This window comes from Marinifilum fragile JCM 15579 (genome assembly GCF_001310955.1).
Classification (GTDB): domain Bacteria; phylum Bacteroidota; class Bacteroidia; order Bacteroidales; family Marinifilaceae; genus Marinifilum; species Marinifilum fragile.
Genome location: NZ_BAZX01000043.1, coordinates 1 through 21,351, shown reverse-complemented (window position 1 = coordinate 21,351; position 21,351 = coordinate 1). Strand labels below are relative to the sequence as shown.

Annotated in this window: 15 protein-coding genes and 1 pseudogene; all 16 read right to left on the bottom strand. The window is 38.6% G+C overall.

Annotated features, from left to right (window positions below):
- Nucleotides 1–38: 38 nt before the first annotated feature.
- Nucleotides 39–1,187 (bottom strand): acyl-CoA dehydrogenase family protein, encoded by a 1,149-nt coding sequence (locus tag JCM15579_RS18895; RefSeq protein ID WP_054722701.1) that lies wholly within the window; start codon nucleotides 1,185–1,187, stop codon nucleotides 39–41.
- A gap of 137 nt (nucleotides 1,188–1,324) precedes the next feature.
- The gene (locus tag JCM15579_RS18890; RefSeq protein ID WP_054722699.1) at nucleotides 1,325–3,142 is read right to left on the bottom strand and encodes an acyclic terpene utilization AtuA family protein; all 1,818 of its coding nucleotides are present in this window, start codon (nucleotides 3,140–3,142) and stop codon (nucleotides 1,325–1,327) included.
- A gap of 84 nt (nucleotides 3,143–3,226) precedes the next feature.
- A complete protein-coding gene (locus tag JCM15579_RS22080; protein WP_262493546.1) occupies nucleotides 3,227–3,349 on the bottom strand; it encodes a hypothetical protein in 123 nt (40 codons plus the stop codon).
- Between the two features lie 213 nt (nucleotides 3,350–3,562).
- Entirely contained in the window at nucleotides 3,563–5,542 is a 1,980-nt protein-coding gene (locus JCM15579_RS18885; protein ID WP_054722697.1) for an ATP-binding protein, read from the bottom strand.
- Between the two features lie 47 nt (nucleotides 5,543–5,589).
- The gene (locus JCM15579_RS18880) at nucleotides 5,590–6,390 is read right to left on the bottom strand and encodes an enoyl-CoA hydratase-related protein (protein WP_054722695.1); all 801 of its coding nucleotides are present in this window, start codon (nucleotides 6,388–6,390) and stop codon (nucleotides 5,590–5,592) included.
- Between the two features lie 63 nt (nucleotides 6,391–6,453).
- The gene (locus tag JCM15579_RS18875) at nucleotides 6,454–8,061 is read right to left on the bottom strand and encodes a carboxyl transferase domain-containing protein (RefSeq protein ID WP_054722693.1); all 1,608 of its coding nucleotides are present in this window, start codon (nucleotides 8,059–8,061) and stop codon (nucleotides 6,454–6,456) included.
- 54 nt (nucleotides 8,062–8,115) lie between these two features.
- On the bottom strand, nucleotides 8,116–11,466 hold the full coding sequence (locus tag JCM15579_RS18870; protein WP_054722691.1) for a methylmalonyl-CoA mutase family protein: 3,351 nt from the start codon (nucleotides 11,464–11,466) through the stop codon (nucleotides 8,116–8,118).
- 12 nt (nucleotides 11,467–11,478) lie between these two features.
- Entirely contained in the window at nucleotides 11,479–12,273 is a 795-nt protein-coding gene (locus JCM15579_RS18865) for a (Fe-S)-binding protein (RefSeq protein ID WP_054722690.1), read from the bottom strand.
- Nucleotides 12,274–12,337: 64 nt separating this feature from the next.
- On the bottom strand, nucleotides 12,338–13,600 hold the full coding sequence (locus JCM15579_RS18860; RefSeq protein WP_054722687.1) for a 4Fe-4S dicluster domain-containing protein: 1,263 nt from the start codon (nucleotides 13,598–13,600) through the stop codon (nucleotides 12,338–12,340).
- A gap of 23 nt (nucleotides 13,601–13,623) precedes the next feature.
- Nucleotides 13,624–14,592: an electron transfer flavoprotein subunit alpha/FixB family protein gene (locus JCM15579_RS18855; RefSeq protein WP_054722686.1), complete on the bottom strand. Its 969-nt coding sequence runs from the start codon at nucleotides 14,590–14,592 to the stop codon at nucleotides 13,624–13,626.
- A 95-nt stretch (nucleotides 14,593–14,687) separates the two neighbouring features.
- A complete protein-coding gene (locus JCM15579_RS18850) occupies nucleotides 14,688–15,437 on the bottom strand; it encodes an electron transfer flavoprotein subunit beta/FixA family protein (RefSeq protein WP_054722684.1) in 750 nt (249 codons plus the stop codon).
- Between the two features lie 65 nt (nucleotides 15,438–15,502).
- On the bottom strand, nucleotides 15,503–16,642 hold the full coding sequence (locus tag JCM15579_RS18845; protein ID WP_054722682.1) for an acyl-CoA dehydrogenase: 1,140 nt from the start codon (nucleotides 16,640–16,642) through the stop codon (nucleotides 15,503–15,505).
- A gap of 99 nt (nucleotides 16,643–16,741) precedes the next feature.
- Nucleotides 16,742–17,986 (bottom strand): thiolase C-terminal domain-containing protein, encoded by a 1,245-nt coding sequence (locus JCM15579_RS18840; protein ID WP_054722680.1) that lies wholly within the window; start codon nucleotides 17,984–17,986, stop codon nucleotides 16,742–16,744.
- A 20-nt stretch (nucleotides 17,987–18,006) separates the two neighbouring features.
- Nucleotides 18,007–19,335, bottom strand: coding sequence for a 3-hydroxyacyl-CoA dehydrogenase family protein (locus JCM15579_RS18835; protein ID WP_083464771.1), 1,329 nt, complete (start codon nucleotides 19,333–19,335; stop codon nucleotides 18,007–18,009).
- 134 nt (nucleotides 19,336–19,469) lie between these two features.
- A pseudogene (locus JCM15579_RS18830) lies at nucleotides 19,470–20,242 on the bottom strand (enoyl-CoA hydratase/isomerase family protein).
- Between the two features lie 239 nt (nucleotides 20,243–20,481).
- Nucleotides 20,482–21,189 carry a YebC/PmpR family DNA-binding transcriptional regulator gene (locus JCM15579_RS18825; protein ID WP_054722676.1) on the bottom strand — a complete coding sequence of 236 codons (708 nt, stop codon included), beginning with the start codon at nucleotides 21,187–21,189 and terminating at the stop codon, nucleotides 20,482–20,484.
- Nucleotides 21,190–21,351: the final 162 nt, after the last annotated feature.

Sequence of the window (21,351 nt, the reverse complement as noted above, 5' to 3'; positions counted from 1 at the left end):
ATGGTTAGGAATTTGCAGCTTGTATTCATTAATTCTTTTTATTCATCCATTATGTATCTTGAAATCACCAATCGTTGAATTTCAGAAGTTCCTTCTCCGATTTGCAATAATCTTTGATCTCTGTAAAAACGTTCTACCGGATATTCTTTCATCAATCCATATCCTCCATGAATTTGAACCGCCTCATCAGCTACTTCCTTGGCGATTTCGGAACAATACAATTTCGACATTGCAGCCTCTTTGGCAAAAGGTTTTCCATTGTCCTTTAACCAACATGCTTTGTATAATAGATTCCTTGCCAATTCAATTTTAGTAGCCATATCGGCTAGCTTAAATGAAATGGATTGAAATTTTGCAATTGGTTTTCCAAACTGCTTTCTCTCTTTCGAATATTGCAAAGCCATTTCGAATGCACCTTGAGCCAATCCCAATCCCATTGCAGCAATAGATAATCTCCCTGAATCCAATGTATTCAACATGATTTTTGATCCCATACCACGCTCGCCAAGCATATTCTCCTTGGGGATACAACAAGTATCAAAAAACATTTCAGCAGTATCCGAAGCCCTCCACATTAGTTTTCCGTGCATAGCTCTTGACAACCATCCCGGTGTACCCTTTTCTACTATAAAAGTTGAAAATTCCTTCTCATCTCCATTAATAGCCGTAACAGCCTGAACCGTTACTCCAGAACACATCGAAGTAGATCCATTGGTAATAAATATCTTAGAACCATTAATTTCCCAATTCACACCATTGTCCTTTGCAAAAGTCTTTGATCCACGAGAATCAGATCCTGCATCAGGTTCGGTAAGTCCAAATGCCCACAACTCTTCACCACTACAAAGCGATGGCAAATACTTCATTTTCTGATCCTCGGTTCCAAACATATACAATGGCCCAATTCCTAAAGAATTATGAGCAGCCAATGTTGCTGCATGAGATCCATCAACTCTTGCTATTTCTTCAACAGCAATGATATAAGAAAGATAATCTGAATCTTGTCCACCATATTTTTCAGGAAGAAACATTCCAAACAATCCCATCTCTCCCATTTTCTTTGTTAATTCAAAAGAAAACTCCTCCTTCTCATCAAGCACTTTTGCCAATGGCTTAATTTCGCGCTCCGCAAAGTCGCGAACAGCTTTTCTTATGATATTATGTTCCTCGTTTAATTCAAAATTCATTTTCTATGTACTAATTAATAAAAACCAAGTAAAGACTCATAGTTATTTATATTTGTCGTCTTCATTAGTTATATTTTACACTATTTAAGTTAATAACAATTCTTAATTATCCCAATACAATTAGGCACTTTCACAAATTATTTTTGTGATTCAACCTTCATCATTGACGAAAGCAATTTTTCTGGAATCATGATTTCTTGATTCAAAAGGGCCGTTGCAAATGTTTTCCCCTGAGCATCAATCATTAAGGATTTTGTCCCTCCTCCATCAAGCGATTCTTCCAACAGAAAATTTAATGCCAATAAATTATCTATTTCGTATCGATGTATTTTTCCTTTCACCATTCCAAAAAACATTTCGGAAAGTTTTTCTGCAGTCAAATCATGTTTCAAGTATTGATAAATCTCTTCTGAACGAGCTAAAACACCAATATTTACAGTATCTCCCTTATCACCTGAGCGGCCTAAACAGATATCGCGCAAAGCAACCGTTATCAATCGATCTTCTTCCCAGGCTGGATTAATATATTCGGTATGTTCACGCGCTTCTTTAAAAGTCAACTCTTCTTCGTAGCCCAAAACCGAACCAATGTCATTAGTTTCAATCACCTCACCCTGTTCATTCAGCACATGCACGGTTGATGTAATACATTCTTTAGGAATCAAGGTTGGCCAATAGGTAATTACCTGTTGCATTCTGGCTCGTCCGCCCGTTACTGCAACTCCTGGAGGTCCACTCAAAATCAAAGGAGCAATACTCATTGAGAAATCCCTGATTTTAGCTACATCAGTATCGTAAACCGATAATCGAAGTAAGATCTCATTGGGATCAATATGATCGGCCAGATGCTGATGACAGGCATTGTATCCAACAAACTCAGTATTTTTCTTCAAGAAATCAGTATCTAATCGATCCCAAAAAATCTTTTCAAACTCCTGAGCCTTATTCAATACCCTACCTCCACTAATCACAATGGAACTTGTAGCTTTATAACCATCCTCGTAAGCCATTGAAACTTTCAGGTAAGGTGTAGACGGATAACCTTTGGCTCCACTTACCAATACTTTGTTACTTTCTAATTCCTCCAGCTTCAGATGAGTAAAATCGGCTACTACATCAGGACTGATATATTGATCGGGATTGCCCATTTCATACACCAATTGCTCCCGAATGGTGTCTACACTTATTAATCCACCAGTATTCTCATGTTTATAGACAGTAAAATCACCATTCTGTTTCATTTCAACTATTGGGTAACCCATATTATCCCAACGTTCCACTTTTTCCCAATCAGTAAAATTACCTCCTGTCGACTGAGCTCCACACTCAATAATATGACCAGCCACCAAACCTGCAGCCAGTTTATCCCAATCGTTCAGCTCCCAGCCCAATTCATAAATCATTGGCGCCATGGTAACCGAAGTATCGGTAACACGACCTGCTAAAATCAAATCGGCTCCACTTTCTAAAGCTTTTAGCAAAGGAGGTACACCCAGGTACACATTTGCACTTTGAATGTTCTGGATAATCGATTCGAAATCATCACCCGAATCCATATTTTTAAAATTGGCTTTCGCCGGATAAAATTCATCTATACGATCAACGATATTGTCGCCATCAACCACCGCAATTTTTAAGGAAACTCCTTTCTTTTCAAGCTCCGATAAAATCTTTCTGGCACATCCAATTGGATTGATACCACCGGCATTGGTAATCATTCGAACACCTTTCGATTTCATCAAATCAGCCACATCTACAATCTGATCGACAAAATCAGTAACATATCCCAAGGCTTCGTTCTTTAGCTGCTGTTTTCGAAGGATACTCATGGTAACTTCAGCTAAAAAATCGGATGAGATATAATCTACCTCGCCACCTTCCAGTTGTCTGCGTAATACTCCCAAATCATCTCCCCAGAAACCTCCGGCATTTGCAATTCTGATTTTGGTTTTCATTTTGGTATGTTTTAATATTTAATATTCTATTTTTTATCTATTCGACCGCTTTTAGTCATCCTCAATGTTTATCTTTCCGATTATCTAATCTTTTGAATTCAACTTCAAGTCTACTGAATCAGGTTTCAACTCTGCTGAATTCAATTCCAAGTTCGCTGAATTTAGCTTCATACCGTCTGAATCGAGATCCCAGTCTACTGAATTCATCTTCGAACCTTCTGAATGAATTTTTATGCAGAAAGAATTCTTCTTTGTGTCCTATGAATAGAACACCGAGCCTACTGAATCAATCTCTCTGTCTTCTGAATTCTCCTGCCAACGCACTAGACTATTCACAGTGTATCTTGAACCAATCTTTGCTCTTGTAGAATTATTCTCTCTGCTTTTCGAATTATCCTTTTCGTCTTTCGAAGCAAACTTCTAGTTCGCTGATAAACGAATCAGTTCTGTCTCATTCCTTACCTGCTCACCCTCCTCAACAAACACCTTTTCAATTTTTCCTTCGAAAGGTGCCAATATGTTGTTCTCCATCTTCATGGCTTCCACAATAACCAATACCTCTCCCTTTGCAACTAATTGTCCTGCTTTTGCTTTCACTTTCACAATTTTTCCCGGCATTGGTGATAGAATTCTTCCATCCATTGCTCCCGAATTATCATTCGATGATTCACCAGGTTTGGCTTGAACCTCAGACCAACGCTCCAATTGACGAACAATTCCCCTACAACTCACAAAACTCTTGCCTTCTAAATTTTTCGATCGATAAAATCGATATCGAGCACTTTCATATTCAAATGTCATATAATTCTCTTCAATCTGAAGATTCTCCAAACTATAATCGCACTCTCCTATCTTTATTCGGTAAGGATTTTTTTCCAGGATTTCAACATCCAAGCTTTCACCATCCAATACACGAAGCCTTGTTCCATTCATACGCCAATAACCAATCTGGTCCCATACAGAATCAGACTTTTTCGGACACAATTCAAACAAAGCAAAGCTGATATGAAACAGAAATGAAGGCACATCTTCTTTTTCCTTTAACATGATTTGATTCAACTCATCAGCATGATACTGGCAAAAATGAGTTGAAATCTTGTTTTGCTTAAATGATTCAGTATTTACAAGTGTATGCAGGTACATGATATTATTTTTGATACCATGTATTTGATAATCATGCAATGCCAAATGCAAACGCTCAATGGCCAAGTCTCGATTTTCATCCCAAACCACCAGTTTGGCAATCATCGGATCAAAATCGGGATGAACTACACAAGGACCTGTTATGGCCGAATCTAATCGTAGCCTGCCTTCAAACAATTTTGGTGCACTGTAAAAACTGATCTCTCCAGGCGAAGGAATAAAATCTTTTTCTGGATCTTCAGCATAAATTCTTGCCTCAATGGCATGTCCTTTCAGTTGCACCTCATCCTGCTTCAATGGCAAGCTTCTACCCGACGCTACCAACAATTGTTGCTCAACCAAATCAATACCTGTAATCATTTCCGTTACCGGATGCTCCACCTGAATTCTGGTATTCATTTCCAGAAAATAGAAGTTCAAGTCCTCATCAACCAAAAACTCTACGGTACCTGCGTTGCTATAATTCATTTTCTGAGCAAGAAGTACGGCAGTTTCGCCCATCTTCTGTCTTAGCTCAGGCGTTAGTGTTGGCGAAGGTGCTTCCTCAATTACTTTCTGGAATCTTCTTTGAATAGAACACTCCCTTTCAAATAAATGAATCACATTCCCATGTTTATCGGCCAACACCTGAACCTCTATATGTCTTGGGTTTTCAATGTATTTTTCAATCAATACTGCTCCATCACCAAAATAACTTGCTGCTTCACGCGATGTTGATTCCAAGGCTGCTTGCATATCCTTAGGCTCATGAACAATGCGCATTCCTTTACCACCACCTCCAGCTGCAGCCTTAATCAATAGTGGAAATTTCAAATTCTTGCTTGCTGCCAGTAATGTTTGCTGATCGCCAATAACACCTTCCAGAACAGGCACTCCAATGGTTTTGGCAAACTCTCTCGCATTTACCTTGTTCCCCATGAGCTCAATGGCTTTTGCATCAGGACCAACAAAATCGATACCTGAATCTGCACAAAGCTTTGAAAACTCTGCATTCTCAGCCAAGAATCCATATCCAGGATGAATGGCATCAGCTTTTGCCTTGCGAGCCACATCAACAATTTGTTGTGCGTTCAAATAAGTTTCCTGCAAACCAACACCCTTCAAAAGAAAAGCCTCATCGGCCTGCAATACATGTTCAGCATCTCTATCTTGTTCTGAATAAAGTGCTACAGTGTGTATTCCCAGGTTCTTTGCGGTTTTTATCACCCTTAAGGCAATCTCACCACGGTTTGCTATTAATATTCGTTTGTAATACATATTTTATTTTTCTCGTAGAGGCGCACGGCCGTGCGCCTCTACAAATATTAATTGTCCTCTGTCCAATTTGGTTTGCGTTTCTCTAAAAAGGAACTCATTCCTTCTTGTCCTTCTTCCGATTGACGCAAATCAGCTATCATTTTGGCTGTATTCTCCATGGCTTCTTCATGTGTCCATTGATTTTCCACATCATATATCAATTGTTTGCATGTTGAAACAGCAACAGGACCACTTGTTTTTAGCTTGGAAATAAGATCTTCCAACTTTGCTTTTAATTTTTTTTCTCCAAATGACCAGTTGGCCAAGCCTGCTTTTTGCGCCTCTTTTCCATTAAATCGCATCCCCGTTAGCATCAACTCTTTTGATTTGTATTCACCAACACGCTTTATCACGTAGGGAGAAATACAAGCTGGTACAATTCCAATTTTCACCTCGCTTAAAGAGAAAACTGTATTTTTGTGAGCCAATACAAAATCGCAAGCCGCAAGTAGGCCATTTGCGCCTCCAATTGCAGCTCCATGAACCATTGCAATGGTTGGAAACTTGCACGAATACACGGCGTTGAAACACATGGATAGCTTGTAACTTTCCAGGTAGTTTTCATCGTAGGAATAATTTGCCACTCCTTTCATCCAGTTCAAGTCGGCACCCGCACAAAATGATTTGCCTATTCCTTGCAGAATTACAACTCGTATTGTATTGTAATCCAATTTTTCTATTTCTTCAAAGCAATCGATAATCTCTGCAATCATACTTTCGTTGAAAGCATTGTGAATATCTGGACGATTCAAACTAATCGTTCCGATTTTATTATCGATGCTAAATTCTATGGTTTGATATTGTTTCATTGTTTTAATGATTGAATTCATGTGTAAATGAGTTAATGAAGATCATAACAACCTGTTTTTAATCTACATCCTAAATACTCCAAAATCTGGTTCTCCAAAATCTTTGTTCAAGGATGCTGCAATTCCCATGGCAAGCACCTTTCGCGTATCTGCCGGATCGATAATTCCATCATCCCACAACCTTGAAGTACTGAAGTATGCCGATCCTTCTTCCTCATATTTCTTTAGAATCTTTTCACGCAAGGTGATTCTTTCTTCATCATCAAATACTTTCCCTTGTTTCTTCAGCTGTTGTTCTTTCACCTGTACCAATACTCCAGCCGCTTGTTCACCTCCCATTACCGATATCTTCGCATTTGGCCACATAAACAACAAGCGAGGTTCGTACGCACGACCAGCCATGGCATAATTCCCTGCACCAAACGATCCTCCAACTATAACAGTGAACTTCGGAACCTGTGCATTGGCAACTGCATGAACCATTTTGGCTCCATCACGTGCTATTCCTTTGTGTTCATACTCCTTACCAACCATAAAACCTGTGATATTCTGAAGAAATACCAAAGGGATCTTACGGAAGCTGCACAACTCGATAAAATGTGCTGCTTTTAATGAAGTTTCTGAAAAAATAATTCCATTATTAGCGACAATTCCAACGGGATAGCCCATAATTTTTGCAAATCCAGTAACAATAGTAGGAGCATAACGTTCTTTAAATTCCTGAAAAGAGCTATCATCCACAATCCGTGCGATTAACTCTCTGGCATCTATTGGCTTTTTTAAATCCAGAGGAGCCAATCCATACAAATCTTCGACTGGATATTGTGGTTCCTTAAAATCTTCTCTTTCCAAAGGATATTTCTGCACCTTTGGCATCGATTCAAAAATATCCCTACAAATCTGAATGGCATGTCGATCATTTTCTGCCAAATGATCAGCAACACCAGAAATAGAGGTATGAATTTCAGCACCACCCAATTCCTCTGCACTTACTTCCTCGCCGGTTGCAGCTTTTACCAATGGTGGCCCTCCAATAAAAATGGTTCCTTGTCCTTTCACAATAATGGTTTCGTCACTCATGGCAGGAACATAAGCTCCTCCAGCAGTACACGATCCCATTACAATGGATATTTGTGGAATGCCTTTAGCTGACATTTTAGATTGATTGAAAAAGAATCGACCAAAGTCATATTTGTCGGGAAACACCTTCGACTGCTCTGGAAGAAATACACCCCCTGAATCAACCATATAGATACATGGCAAATGATTTTCCATGGCTATTTCTTGTGCACGAATGTGTTTTTTAATGGTTTCTTTAATGTAGGTTCCGCCTTTTACCGTGGCATCATTGGCTACAATCACGCATTCACGTGCATGAACTATTCCAATTCCTGTAACAATTCCCGCCGAAGGAAACTGATTGTCATATTGATCGCATGCAGCCATTGCAGATAACTCAAGAAAAGGCGTATTCTTATCCAGTAGTAGCTCAATTCTGTCACGAACCAATAATTTCCCTCTCTTCAAATGTCTTTCCCGAGCTTTTTCATCTACTCCATTTATCACAGAGTTTAAGCGATCTCGATACTCAGTCATCAAGAGATTATAAGACTCTTTATTCTTAATAAAGTCTTCGGACTTGGTGTTTATTTTTGATTTTATTGTTTTCAATTTATTATAGATTTATAGTAGAGCCGCAAGGTCTTGCGGCTCTACGTATATAACTTACATGTTTCGTCTGTATTGGCCGCCCACTTCATACAAGGCATTAGTAATCTGTCCAAGTGTGCAATATTTACATACCTCCATTAATTCAGCAAAAATGTTCTCATTCTTTAATGCAGTCTCTTTTAACTTACTTAAAGCCAATTCTGCTTGCTCTTTATGATTCTCCTGAATCATTTCCTTAAATTTCACCTGATTTTCTTTCTCAGATTCATCTGAACGAATCACTTCTTTTGGCTGAACTGTTGGTGAACCTTCAGAACTTAAGAAGGTATTTACACCAATAATTGGTAGCTTTCCATTGTGTTTCAAACTCTCATAATGCAAGGATTCCGATTGAATTTTACTTCGCTGATACATGGTTTCCATGGCTCCTAAAACTCCACCTCTCTCAGTAAGTCGATCAAATTCCATCATCACTGCCTCTTCCACCAATTCTGTTAATTCATCAATAATAAATGCTCCCTGCAATGGATTTTGATTCTTAGCCAATCCCAATTCATTGTTAATGATCAATTGAATGGCCATTGCTCTTCGAACTGATTCTTCAGTTGGAGTCGTTATTGCCTCGTCGTAAGCGTTGGTGTGGAGCGAGTTGCAATTGTCGTAAATACCAGTCAATGCTTGTAAAGTTGTACGAATATCGTTAAACTCGATTTCCTGCGCATGCAAAGACCTTCCTGAAGTTTGAATATGATATTTCAACTTTTGAGAACGCTCGTTGGCCTTGTACAAGTACTTCATGGCTTTGGCCCAAATAATTCGGGCAACACGACCAATTACTGTATATTCTGGGTCCATTCCATTCGAGAAGAAAAAAGACAAGTTGGGCGCAAAATCATCTACATTCATTCCTCTCGAAATGTAGTATTCAACCAAGGTAAATCCGTTTGCCAAGGTAAAAGCCAACTGACTAATTGGATTGGCCCCTGCTTCGGCAATGTGATATCCTGAAATTGAAACTGAATAAAAATTCCTAACCTGATTCTGTATGAAATACTCCTGAATATCACCCATCATCTTCAAGGCAAAATCAATAGAGAAAATACAAGTATTCTGTGCCTGATCTTCTTTCAACATATCAGCCTGCACAGTGCCACGAACTCTACAAATGGTTTCCGTTTTTATCTTCTCGTAAACCTCTTTTGAAAGCACCTGATCTCCTGTTAGCCCAAGTAACATTAATCCCAATCCATTATTGCCTTCAGGCAGATCTCCAATATATTTGACTCTCTCCTTTGCTTTGTAGATTTCTTGAATTTTAGCCTCAACCTCATCTTCCAATCCATTTTCAAGAATATATTTCTCACATTGCTGATCGATGGCAACATTCATAAAGTATCCAACTAACATTGGAGCAGGACCATTAATGGTCATAGACACCGAAGTTTTAGGGTCTACCAGATCAAAACCGGAATAGAGTTTTTTGGCATCATCCAAGGAAGCAATAGAAACTCCCGAATTCCCCACTTTTCCGTAAATATCTGGTCTAATATCTGGATCTGCTCCATATAAAGTTACAGAATCGAATGCCGTTGATAAGCGAACCGCAGGTTGTCCTTTTGCAAGATAATGGAATCGCTTATTGGTGCGTTCCGGAGCGCCTTCGCCAGCAAACATTCTGGTTGGATCTTCTCCTTCCCGCTTAAAAGGAAATACTCCTGCTGCATACGGAAATTCACCAGGAACATTTTCCTTTAAACTCCACTTTACAATATCGCCCCAGCTTTTATAATTGGGCAAAACAATCTTTGGTATTCTGTTGTGAGATAAAGTTTTGATGTGGGTATCCACACAAATTTCCTTACCTCTTACTTTATATGTAAAAATATCTTCCCTGTATCTTTTTACTTTTTCCTCCCAACCATCAACAATATCCTGATGCTTAAAATCCTTTGCAAGTTTCTCAAACTCTTTCTTGATTGACTTTTGGGCAATCTCATCATCTACCAAATCAGAACTCTTCGACAATGCATAAAGCTGATCCGCAATATCAGCCTGATCTTCAACTTTTCTATTGTATCTTCTAACAGTCTCTGAAATATCAGATAAGTAACGAATTCTGGAAGGAGGAACAATCTCAATCTTCTTACTTGCCTCCAGTAAAGGCTTTCCGTTTATCTCAAACTGCTTTACTCCCTGTCTCCCAAGAAAATTGATTAAAGCATGGTACAATTCGTTAATCCCATGATCATTAAATTGCGATGCAACGGTTCCAAATACCGGCATTTCTTGGGGATCCTGATCAAAGAGCATGTGATTTCGTTGATATTGCTTTTTTACATCTCTCAATGCATCCTGGGCCCCTTGTTTGTCGAACTTGTTGATGGCAACCAAATCAGCAAAATCAAGCATATCAATCTTTTCCAATTGAGTTGCTGCTCCAAACTCAGGCGTCATCACATACAACTTCACATCGCTGTAATCTACAATTTCGGTATCTGACTGCCCAATGCCTGAACTCTCTAAAAAAATACAATCAAAACCAGCCGCTTTCATAATCATTAAAGCATCATCCACATGTTTTGATAAGGCCAAATTTGCACGTCTTGTTGCCAAAGATCTCAAGTAAACATTGGAATTGTGAATGGCATTCATTCTGATTCTATCTCCCAATAAAGCTCCGCCGCTTTTCTTTCGCGATGGATCAACGGATAGAATTGCCAATCTCAAATTGGGATAATCAATCTGAAACCTCCGAATCAATTCATCGGTTAGAGATGATTTTCCTGCACCACCTGTTCCTGTTATTCCAATAACAGGAGTGTGATGAATTGTGGCATTATTCTTTAATTTGAGGTACAAATCAGAATCCTGAATCTCATCATGTTCAGCTAAACTAATTAATCTTGCCAATGTATTAACATCAGAAAAATCAATCTTTTCTGTACCACTCAAATTGATGCGATTCAAGGCATAATCTGCTTTCTGAAGTACTTCATTTATCATGCCTTGAAGTCCAAGGTTACGACCATCGTCCGGAGAATACAGACCTGCAATACCATAGGCTTCCAACTCCTTAATCTCTTCAGGTAGAATTACACCACCACCACCACCAAATATCTGAATGTGTCCTGCATTTTTCTCCTGCAATAAATCATACATATACTTGAAAAACTCAATATGTCCCCCTTGATAAGAGCTGATTGCAATTGCCTGCGCATCTTCCTGAATGGCACAATCCACAATCTCTTCTGCGGAGCGATTGTGTCCTAGATGAATTACTTCGGCACCAGAGGCCTGAATAATTCTACGCATGATGTTAATAGAAGCATCATGTCCATCAAATAAAGAGGTAGCAGTTACTATTCGTACAGCATTTTTCAATTTGTATGTAGCAGGTGTGTTCATGATTCTTAATTTCTATAATTCGAGTGCCTTCTCTATAATTTCAGCAACATCTAAATTCTGAAGCTCAGATTCCTTATTCTTTAGTTTGATTCCATCGGTAAGCATTGTCATACAAAACGGACAGGCCGATGCCACTTTATCCACTCTTCTTTCAATAATTTCCTCAGTTCGTTCTATGTTTACTTCCTTATCTCCTTTTTCCGCCTCTTTAAACATTTGCGCTCCACCAGCGCCACAACACAAGCCAAAACTTTTGGATCTCTTCAATTCTTTCACGTCACCAAAAACGGCCTTGACCACATTTCTAGGAGCATCGTAAATCTTATTTCCTCTTCCCAAATAGCAAGGATCATGATAGGTAATGGATTCTCCCTTAAATGGATTATTTTCCAGTTTCAACTTTCCAGCTTGAATCATTTCATCCAAAAACACAGTATAATTAATCACATTGTAATTCCCTCCTAATTCAGGATACTCATTCTTGAGCGTGTTGTAACAATGCGGACAAGTACAAATGATTTTATCCACTTCGTACCCGTTTAAAACCTCAATATTTTGCATGGCTTGCATCTGAAAAAGCATTTCATTACCTGCACGTTTAGCAGCATCTCCGGTACAACTTTCTTCCTTCCCCAAAACAGCATAGCTCACCTCAAGGTGATTTAAAATTTTGGCAAATGCCCGTGCCACTTTTTGATATCTATCATCAAAAGCACCTGCACATCCAACCCAATATAGATATTCCGGCTTTTCTCCTTTAGCTGCCAAGTCGGCCATTACCGGTACATGTAGTTTTTTATCTGTCATTCTATTTATATTTTATGGTAGAGACGCAAGGCCTTGCGTCAATACAGTAATATCATTGAATATTCTATCCTTCTGTCCATTTCAGGCGATCTTCAGGAGAAAATTGCCACGGTGCACCATTGTTTTCAATATTCGTAAACATTGCATTCAATTCTGCAGGCGCTGCTGCTTCTTCCATCACCAGATATCTTCTCATATCCATAATCAAATTCGGATGACTGATATCAATTGGACATTCCTGAGCACATGCATTACAAGTTGTACATGCCCATAGTTCTTCCTCTGTAATGTAATCCCTTAACAACGATTTACCATCATCCTCTCCTTTTATCGCTATCGGACCTTTTTCATCCATTCGCTTACGCAAATCCACAAATATTTTTCTGGGCGATAAAAGTTTACCCGTAATATTGGCCGGACAAACATCCGTACACCTACCACATTGCGTGCAAGCCAAGGAATCCATATAATTTTTCCAGCTTACATCCTCAACATCCTTAACACCAAACCTAGCTACTTCTTCACTTTCATCATAAGCCGCTTCAGGATCTAGCATTAACTTAACTTCTTTGGTAATGCTTTCCAGATTAGGATATTTGGTAAGTGGTTCAAGATTGGCAAGAAATACATTCGGAACCGAAAGGAATACATGAAAATGCTTAGAGTAAGGAAGATAGTTTGCAAACGCAAAAATCAGTAGAATATGTATCCACCAGCCAAACTCCTGTAACCAACCCAAATCCATATTAACCAGGTTTACAATTGCTGCTGATACCGGATAAACTCCTTCGTATCCATTAGGATGATTGCTAATGTATCCTACATTAAATGCCAACAATGATAGCATCAGAAATCCAATAAAGGTAAGTGCAATTTGAGCATCCCAATAGGATTTGGATGACATCTCAACTCCTGTAAATCGCTTAATGCGGAAAATACTTCTTCTTAAGCTGAATGCTTTTATAAAGATGATAATCAGCAATGCAAATATATCTCCAGAAGCCATCACAAAATCGTAAAACCAACCAGTAAATGAAAATGATCGCTCTAAGCCAAACACTCCATCAATCACAATTTCAATGCTTCCAAGGGTGATGACCAAAAAACCCCAAAATACTAATGCGTGCATTAAGCCAATCACAGGTTTTCTGAAAATTTTGGTTTGTCCAAAAGCCACATCCAAAGTATGAGAAATTCTGGCACCAATGTTTTTGATCGGATACGAAGGCTTTGTTAGTTTAAAGAAAGTCCATAATCGTTTCACCGACCAGGCAAAAACACCCAAGGTTATTGCCAATGAAATAATGAAGAGGATCTGTTTTGTCATTGTTTTTTAGAGTTAGTCTTTGTTTATGATTTTGAATTCCTAAAAGCCTCCGTTAATCTTGGTAATACATCCATCACATCTCCAACAATACCATAATCGGCCACACTAAATATCGGTGCCTCAGGGTCCGTATTAATCGCCACAATACACTTGCTTCGGCTAATACCTGCAACATGTTGAATTGCACCAGAAATACCTGCTGCGATATATAAATTCGGAGCAATTACCTTACCTGTTTGTCCAACATGCTCCTCATGTCCACGCCATCCTTCATCAGAAACCGGGCGAGAACAAGCAGTTGCAGCCCCCAATACTTCAGCCAGTTCTTCCACTGGACCCCAATTTTCAGGGCTTCGCATACCCCTACCTGCCGAAACAACAATATCAGCATCAGAAAGAATCACTTTATCTTTTTGTTCTTCCTCTTGAATAATCTTTACTTTAAACAAGTTTGTATCAATATCTACTGCAAACTCTTCAATGGCTACATCACAAGGATTTGCCACCAAACCAAAACAGTTTTTAGCAATAGTGAGTATCTTTTTATCAGACTTGATTTGTATATGCCCAAATGCTTTCCCAGAGAAAACACTTTTCTTCACCACAAATGGATCTAAAGAAAGCGGCAATTCTTGAACTGCAGCCACATGACCTGCTTTTAATTTAACCGAAACTCTCGGAGCAATTGCTTTTCCACTGTTGTTGTCAGACAACACAATTACCTCAGCTCCAACTGAATTAGCTGCCTTTGCAACAATATCAGCGTAAGCTCTACTAGTTAATGTATTTAATTGCGGATTACTGACAGTGAGAACTTTGTCTGCACCATAATTCCCTAATAATTTTAATTCTTCTTCGGCAACCTCTCCAATAGAAAGAACCACCATATTTGTATTTAGCTGATTAGCTAAAGCTTTTGTATATGAGACCAATTCAAAGGTGGAATTCTTAAATTTCCCATTCCAATTCTTGGCAAATGCAATTACAGACATAGGCTAAGTTTTAAATGTTATTACTTAGTTTTAGATTTGAGAAAGAGAGGCTAACTTTACTACACTTCATTCTCATACCTATTTCTTGATTTCAATTAAAGCACTTTTGCTTCATTTCTTAGCAGTTCAACCAGTTGTTCTGCCGATTCTGAATCAATCATTTTACATGCTCCTTTTGCCGGTGGCAATTCAAACTTTATCGATTCAGTTAACACTTCCAGTTCTACAGCTGGTTTGACCTCCAGAGGTTTCTTACGCGCCATCATAATGCCACGCATAGATGGAATTCTTGGTTCTTTTGCAATCCCTTTCTGAACGACTGCTACAAATGGAGTTTCAGTTTTTAATACTTGCTTTCCACCAGGAATTGCTCTGTTTACCTGAATGTCATCATCATCCAGATTCACTGAAGTAACGGATGAAATCCCCGGATAATCCATAAACTCAGCGATCATGGCACCAACAGAAGAACCATTGTAATCACTCGATTCAATACCACTAAATATGATATCAAAAGGATTCTCTTTTAGATATTCCGCAATCTGGCCCGCTACATGATAAGCATCTGCCGGACATGCATCAATTCTTACTGCTTTATCAGCACCAATCGCAAGAGCCTTTCTAAGAGTAGCATCAGCACTTGCACCACCAACATGAATTACACATATTTCATTCACTGAATTACCAGCATCTTCCTTTAGTTCCATAGCACGAGTCAAAGCCAACTCATCCCAAGGATTAATAATCCACTGTACACCAGAGTCATCAAACAAGCTGTCTCCCTCTTTAAATTTAACTTTGGTGGTTGTATCTGGAACATTACTTATACATACTAATATTTTCATAAGCGATCTTTTTATATGATATAAGAGAAATAGAAGATTCCTTTCTCTTTTATTTATTCAAATTTTTAATCAACCAATCCTCTCGAAATTACAATCTTTTGAATTTCTGAAGTACCCTCATAAATCTGCGTTAACTTGGCATCTCTCATTAATCTTTCAACATGATATTCCTTTACATAGCCATAGCCACCATGAATCTGAACTGCTTCTGTAGTGACTTTCATTGCTGTTTCCGCAGCATATAGTTTAGCCATCGCACTCGCTTGTCCATAAGGTTTTCCCTGATCTTTTAACCATGCAGCTTTTAAGCAGAAAAAACGAGCAGCCTCAATTTCCGTAGCCATATCTGCCAATTTGAAGGCTATTGCTTGATGTTTTATAATTTCTTTTCCGAATGTTTTTCTTTCCTGAGCATATTTCAATGCCAATTCGTACGCACCCGAAGCAATTCCCAATGCCTGAGATGCAATCCCAATTCTTCCTCCTTCAAGTGATTTCATTGCGAACTTGAATCCAAATCCTTCTTCTCCCAGTAAATTCTCCTTTGGCACTTTTACATTGTTGAACATTACCGAATGAGTGTCGGATGCACGCATTCCCATTTTATTTTCATGTGGTCCAACCGATATTCCTTCCGAATCAGCTTCCACAATTAAAGCATTAATTCCCCTGTGCTTTAATTCAGGATGTGTTTGAGCGATTACAATATATGTAGAAGCAGATTTTCCACTTGTAATCCAATTTTTCGTTCCATTAACCAGATAATGATCACCCATATCAACAGCAGTTGTTCGCTGTGATGTAGCATCCGATCCTGCTTCCGGTTCTGATAAAAGGAAAGCACCAATCTTCTCTCCTCGAGCCATTGGTTTTAAATATTTCTGCTTCTGCTCCTCAGTTCCATACTTTTCAACTCCCCAACAAACCAATGAATTGTTCACCGACATGATTACTGAAACCGAAGAATCGATTTTAGAAATTTCTTCCATTGCCAAAACGTAAGAAATGGTATCCATTCCTCCTCCATCATAATCAAGTCCCACAAGCATCCCCAGAAAACCAAGTTCTCCAAGCTTTTTTACTTGTTCAGTTGGATATATCGCTTTTTCATCGCGTTCAATTACTCCTGGTAACAATTCTCTTTGAGCAAAATCACGAGCCGCATCTCGAATCATCAATTGTTCTTCGGTGAATTCAAAATTCATAATGTTTGTTTTTAGGTGTGATAAAATGAGCTAATAGCTATTAGCATATCGCCATTAGCTCATTTACTTATTTCTATTTCATTCTAATCAATTTAATTCCTACTCTCCTCTCTTGTATACAATTACAACAAGAGACTTATCATCTCCCCCCATATTTACGGTCATCCCGTAAGGTCTGTCTTCCTTCATTTCAATTTGAGCATCGCCAGCTTTGCCAGTTAATTGTTCCCAAATGGTAACTGCCTGATGCACACCAGTAGCTCCTGTTGGATGCCCCCAACCAATAAGGCCACCTGTTGTATTAAATGGCACCTTACCACAACGTGATGTATGTCCTTCCAATACAAAATCGACACCTTTTCCTTCTTCGGCAAAACCAATGGCTTCGGTACCCATGATACCAGCAATCGAGAAACAATCATGTACTTCAACAGTTCCGATTTGATCAACAGTAATACCAGCCATTTCCATTGCTTTGGCAGCAGCAGCTTTCATGGTAGACAAACAAGTCATGTTCTCAGGTTCCTGAGTAATATCAGCAGCAGCTTGCCCAATTCCAACAACTTCAACAGCATCTTTTGGATCAATTCCTACTTTCTTCAAACCTTCTTCGGACACAATCGCAATGGCAGATGCCCCATCAGAAACTTTGGAACAATCGGAATAGTTCAAATGATCCACAAACTTTTTAGGGTTCAATGGCATTTTAGCTGTTCCTTCCAAATCTTTGTTTTGATTATGGAATTCCTGAGCGGTTTCGCACAAACGAGCATTTTCAATGGCATTACAATACCATTTTGCCATAGCTTCTCTGGTCTTCTCTTTTCCAAACTTTTCGTAATAAGCTCCTGCTCTCTTACTAAATACGCCTGGGAAGAAATAAGCATGACCATCTTTTCTGGTTTTCATCCAGCCAGCACCTGCCAACACATCAGCACCATACATGGCTTTCATGGTATTCTGAACCTCAAAGCCAACAGCCAAAACAACATCAGCAGTTTCAGCTAAAATTGATTTGATTCCACTAGCCAAAGCCAAGCCTCCTGAGGCACAAGCTCCTTCAACACTAATGGCTGGCTTGTATTTCAAACCTTCATCAATCATTGGTAAAAATGCTGGTAAATTGGCCTGCTTGTTAAAACGAGATGCCATGAAGTTTCCAATCACTCCCTCATCTACATTTTCAGCACCACCAATCATTTTCAGTGTAGCTTGTCCAGCTTCCTTGATGTAATGTTCAAGATCCGGACGTGGCTTTTTCGGGTGAAACTCTTTTCGGCCGGTTCCCATTGAAACGGTATTGTAACCAGCTACCATATATACTTTTTTGCGTAAAGCTTTCATTGTTGTGTTTGTTAGTTCTTTTAGAAATAATCGTTAATGGGCCCATAAGCATGGAAAAATCCTGTTTCCAATACTGTATTTACATCCTCCGCTGAAGCAGCTACCTCTGTATCAACAAGCATTTGACCAATTGCTTTAGAGTTCTGACCATATGCTACTGCTAGGTTTGCGCCTACACTATCAATCTGATGAAGTTCTTTGAAGAATTTCTCCAAATACTCAGCCTTATTCTTATCTCTCACAACTGTTTTCCAGTAGATTTTCAATGTTGGCAACTCTCCCATTTTTGCTGCACAATCCATTTCAATATCTTCTTTAGAAACATATTTACCAGCACCAAAATCATATACGTGTGTGATTCTGCCTTTCTGATATTTGAAAACACCATCCTTCTGTGATCCGTCGGCATACTGTCCACCTTTTACTTCTCTATCAAACAACTCGTTTAATACATCATGCGATAGGGTTTCATTTGGGAAAGAAGGCTGCATGCTGGCCAAAATAAATTTGGTAACATCCACTCCTACATAGTCGATCAATTGAAAGATACCCATTGGTCGAACCAATAAATCTCTACTTATGGTATCAATCATGAAGAAAGCTTTTGCCCATCCTTCAGTTTCTGCCAATTTCTCAGCTTGGTTTAGAGCATACAAAGCATCACGCATAAAATGACCATTACCAATAAAACCTGCAACATCTCTCGATGGAACAATAATTTTGCGCATCGATTTTGCCAACGCAATTGAGAATTCATTCAGTTCATCTCCTGTATTATCACACTTGATGATTTCCAATAATTTCTGAATTACAGGAGGATTATAGAAATGATATCCAACGATATCTCCATTCAAGCCAGCTTCTTTTTCAATCTCCCCAATAGGAATGGAAGAGGTATTGGTAAGGAACCAGGCATTTGGATTGTTTTGCTTGATTTGAGAGAACAATTTAACCTTCAAATCTTTATCTTCCTTAATTGCCTCAAAAATTAGATTTGATTCGTAAGTGGTTTCAATTCTGGTTGATGTTTGAATCATTGCCATCACATCTTCAACAAATTGATTAATGACATCTTCATTGTCAACAAGGTTTTCCTTGTCAGCATACCATTCACGAAGTTCAACAATATTTTTTTCTGCATGTTTCAGCAACTGCGATCTAACATAGCCTAATAAATTCACTAGAGCAGGCTGCGATACATCAATCGCATTCAACACAAATTGTTCGTTTGATTTTTTGCCAATTTTCAACTTGGCCATTTCGAATGAAAGTAATACCAGAATTCCGCTACCCATTTTCCCAGCAGCTCCCAATACACTCACATTTTTCATTTTAGGGACTAAATCCATACTTTTATTGTTTTATTTAATTTTCTTAATCAGTTCATGGTGTAATTCACCCAATTGAGTCAACTTAAAAAACCCATCATCACTACCTACAAATCCCCTTTACAGAGATAAGCTTCCCCACTAAATATTGAATGTTACCAATTAGGCTGACGCTTCTCCAAAAAGGCATTAACCCCTTCTTCGCGTTCTTTCTGATCTTCCTTGAATAACCTACCAAACTCCTTCGATTCCATTTTACCAGCATCTTTGCTGCACATTTCCAATCCATTGCGAACCATCTCTTTTACAAGGCGCAATGCATTCGGACTTTTACCCGCAATCTTTTCAGCAAGTTTTATGGTATCTTCCAGAACCTGATCTGGTTCTGATAGTTTCTGAACAACTCCCAGGTTGTACGCTTCCTGCGCAGTTATTCCTTCTCCGAGCATCATTAAATACATGGCATTACCAGCTCCTACCAATCTTGGCAAACGTTGCGTTCCATTGAATCCTGGAATCAATCCCAAGTTGACCTCAGGCAAACCCAAGCGAGCTTTTTCACTAGCAACTCTAATATCGCAAGCTAATGCCAATTCCAACCCTCCCCCAAGGGCAAATCCATTAATGGCTGCAATAACGGGAATTTCCAGATTCGCAATCAAATCGAATACTCGCTTGCCTGTTTCAGAAAAATCGTAGGCATTTTGTGGAGAGTATTCCTGCATGGCTTTGATATCGGCTCCAGCAATAAAGCTTTGCCTTCTCCGGTAATGATTAATACTCGAATGTCATTCACATTCTCGCTTTCCAAAAAGCAAGTCAAATCCTTAAAAACCTCTTCGTTTAAGGCATTTAAGGCTTTAGGACGATCAAGAGTTAGAATCCCAATTCTACCTCTTTTTTCAAATTTTAAATAATTGTATTTCATAGGTGTGAGTAAGACTTTTTTTCATCTACATATTTAAATATAATAAAAACTCTGAACTCTCAAAAGCTAATTTGCCATACATTCAATCAATTAGCCTACACCACCTAGATTTACAGGGATTTAGAGGTAGTAAAAAAATCAAAAAAAGACCTCTTATTCTTTTAAAGATTTTTTAAAATAAAAAACCCGATTCAAGTTTGAACCGGGTTAACTATAATAAGATTAAAATCTTTTTCTAATTATGCCATATTGTGATATACGTTTTGTACATCATCGTTATCTTCTAATTTCTCCAATAACTTTTCAACATCAGCAACTTGTTCTTCTGATAATTCCTTAGTATCCATTGGGATTCTCTCAAAACCAGATGAAATTACAGTCATATCATTTTCTTCAAGGTAAGCTTGAATCTTTCCGAAATCAGCAAAACCTCCATAAAGCATAATACCATCTTCTTCAGCAAATACCTCATCAACACCAAGATCAATCATCTCCAACTCTAGTTCTTCAACATCATGACCTGCATTTTCAATCTTGAAATGACATTTGTGCTCAAACATAAATTCAACGCTACCTGCAGTACCTAAACTACCTTTACATTTGTTAAAGTATGAACGAACATCTGCTACAGTTCTGGTATGATTATCGGTTGCTGTTTCCACAAGAATAGCGATACCGTGTGGTGCGTATCCTTCGTAAACAATCTCTTTGAAATCTTTTTGCTCCTTTGATGAAGCTTTCTTAATGGCACGCTCAACATTATCCTTAGGCATGTTGGCTGCCTTAGCATTTTGAATAACCGCACGCAAACGAGCATTAGTTGACGGATCAGGGCCACCTTCTTTTACTGCAATAACAATATCTTTACCAATTCGGGTAAAGGCTTTGGCCATCTTATCCCAACGCTTCATTTTACGCGCTTTTCTAAATTCGAATGCTCTTCCCATAATTTATGTATAAAATTTTTCCGCAAAAGTAACACATGTAATTCAATCTGAGAAACGAATCAGGAATTTTTATTGGTTAATCCAGTCAATGACTTAAATTCCTTTAAATTTATTATCACTCAAGCCGGAAGGCTCTGACTTTTTTCATTGATAAAAAAGTCA